Here is a 2,771-nt window from a genome sequence, read left to right on the forward strand (position 1 = left end):
AATTCGCCGGGCTGGTAAAGCCATCGCAACGCCGGACGCTGATGGGGATTGCGCAGCTGATCATGCTCGGAGAATTGGCGGTGAATCGGGTGCTGGATAATCTGGAGTTGCCGCAGTAGCGGAGCCCGATGATCGTTCCCACGCTCCTGCGTGGGAATGCCTCAACGGACGCTCCGCGTTCGGCTCCCGATGGGACCCGGAGCGTCCCGTCTGCATGCCTTTGTGCATGGGAACACTCTTCATGACCGTTCATCGCAAACCCCCTCCTACCTGTCAGAGTTGACAGGTGACGGCCCGGCCGGTCTCGCATTAGATGCAGCAAGAGCGTTCCTACGTCATGCAAGGAGAATGCAATGAGCCGCGTCCGTAACTTCGTTGAACCGTTTGCACTGACCCGCCCGCAAGCCCCCGAAATGGTTGAGCTGGAACCTGCAATGGCAGACGTCCATGGCGGCGTCACCATTGTGAAAGCCAATGAAACCGAGGGCTTGTTGATCCTCATGCTGGCTTACTTAAATCAGACCAAGAACGATAAGCTCATCCCGCTGATCAACGACAACAAAGGGCCTAGCACCACCATCGCTGAGGGCAAGGAAAGCGACGATACGCCTCTGCGCCTGCCTGCCGGCTCACTGCAAAAAGGCCTTAACCGCATCAAAATTCACATTGAGCGCACGTCCGGGAATGATGAACTCACACCTGAGCTGGTGCTCTACCATCGAACCTCTCCGCCCGGTGATTTACCACCGGTATTGAATCTCACCGTCAGCCACAAGGTCATCAACCAGGCGGAAGCTGACAAGTTCAAGGTGACTGCCACCTACGCCAACGTGCAGTGGTATGACCTGATTTTTGTGTCTTGCAATGGCGTCCATCACATATATCAGCTCATACCCAGCAGTGTGTCTCCCCCGCCTCCCGTGCCAGAAAGTGTCGTGATCGACATCCCGAAAGACAAGCTGATCGAGGGTGGCAACGATAAAACCTTCGAAATCAAATATCGCGTTGTCGACTACCTGACCAACCCGTCCGGCCCTCCAACCTGGTCCGATGCCGTGTTCGTGGAAGTGGATCTGGACAAGATCTCCCAAGAGCCTCCTACACTCGTTAACGCCGTCTCCCCAATCGATGTGCTGGCAAGTGAAGGCGGCGTGAGGGTGCGGGCCGAGTTCAAAGCCGCTTTGGAAAACGACAAGGCGACGCTGAAGATTGTCGATGGCCTACCGGGTTCATCATTTCCGCAAGTGGCATTCAACACCAACCAACGCGCCAATTTCACATTCAGCGTGGCGTTCCTCCTCGCTCATCAAGGCAAAACAATCCAGGTGTCGTGGGTATTGATTCGAGATGGCGTGCCCAGCGGCGAATCCCCTCCTCTGGAGGTGGTCATCGATAAAATCGCGGTGGACGACCCGCGCTTGCCGACTCCGAATATTGCGGGGGAAATGGGGCAGCAGCTCAATGTTCCGGAACTACCGAATGATGCGCGGGTGCTCTCGGAAAAAATTCCACTGATGCAACAGACCCATCCGGTTTGGGTTGATTTTGAAGGCGTTGACGCGGATGGGAACCCGGTAACCAACGAAATCTCGTCAGGCGGGCGCAGTGAACTGGCCGACAGGATTTCGTTGCTGGCGCAAGTCGAGTGGTTGAAAAACCTGAAAGATGGAAGCCAGTTGAGAGTGGTTTGTGCGGTCAATCTTGATGGGGTTAAGGACAAGACAAAAGCGGTGCCACTTCGGGTGCGTACTTATACGGTGAGTGTGGCCAAGCCATTGAAGATAGATCCGTCGGAAATGCTGCTCGACGGCCTCAACTACTATATGTCCCCGCAATCCACTTATCAGCCAGACTGGACCCGAACCAGCTATAAGTCTCCACAGTCCCATGCAACTCGGCTTCCAGTTGATGGAACCCCGCCTTTTACCTTCACCTCTCACAACGTGCACATCGCAACCGTCAACTTCACGACGGGCGAGGTCTACTCTGTCTCAAATGGGTCAACTGTGATCGAAGTGCGAGATGCAGCGGGGAGAACTGCTCAGTATCCGGTGAGGTGTTCCAATGTGTACGAATTATTCGCTGATTCCCGAGCTTTGACTTGGAGCGCGGCGCACGCCGCCCTGCGAGATCTGAATTTGGAGCCTGTTCCGTTTACAAGGACTGATACGCAAATCTTCAATCCCCCTATCAGTTTTCAATTTCAATCGAGTTTTCTAGGTCAGGTGTCTCCTAACTTTTACGGCACGATTGCCGTCAACGATCAGGCCCAAATCAGCTTTCTACGTTCGAACGGTAACGCCGTTCCTCCCGCCCCCGTAGACCACCGACATAGCGGGCTGACAATCGGCCTAACTAGCGCCAGCGGTACTTATCCTTTCGTAGGCCGACGACGGAAGCTGCCTTTATTGCCTGACGAATAGCGCACCAAAGCGAACTAAATAAAAGGGACGGATTTAAATTCCAGTGATTTAAATAGCGTGTGTGATCAAGGTTTTTCTGCTGGCCCGGATGGCTCTTTCGCGAGCAAGCTCGCTCCCACAACTTGACCGCATTCCAAATGTGGGAGCGAGCCTGCTCGCGATGAGGCCATCAGGTTCGGCGCAATTCTTTGATTTAAACGAAGCTGTTTAAAAGACACCTGCGGATACGGTCTCAAGGCTACAAATCCTTGCGCCATTGCCTACAGCCAAGCCAGAATCCGCCGGCTTGTGCGCCTTGGGGGCGGGTTCTATTGTGGTGCGGTCGCTGAATGTTCAGTGATCGGGTTT

Annotated in this window: 1 protein-coding gene; it reads left to right on the top strand. The window is 54.5% G+C overall.

What is annotated here, in order from left to right:
- The first annotated feature begins 353 nt into the window (after positions 1-353).
- A complete protein-coding gene (locus D8U82_RS01510; protein ID WP_130901533.1) occupies positions 354-2,423 on the top strand; it encodes a hypothetical protein in 2,070 nt (689 codons plus the stop codon).
- The last annotated feature ends 348 nt before the right edge of the window (positions 2,424-2,771 follow it).

It is taken from the genome of Pseudomonas sp. Sample_23 (genome assembly GCF_004307595.1).
Classification (GTDB): Bacteria; Pseudomonadota; Gammaproteobacteria; order Pseudomonadales; family Pseudomonadaceae; genus Aquipseudomonas; species Aquipseudomonas atacamensis.

Coding starts and splice junctions, on each gene's coding strand:
- D8U82_RS01510 (WP_130901533.1), top strand. CDS start 354: ATGAGCCGCGTCCGTAACTTCGTTGAACCGTTTGCACTGACCCGCCCG.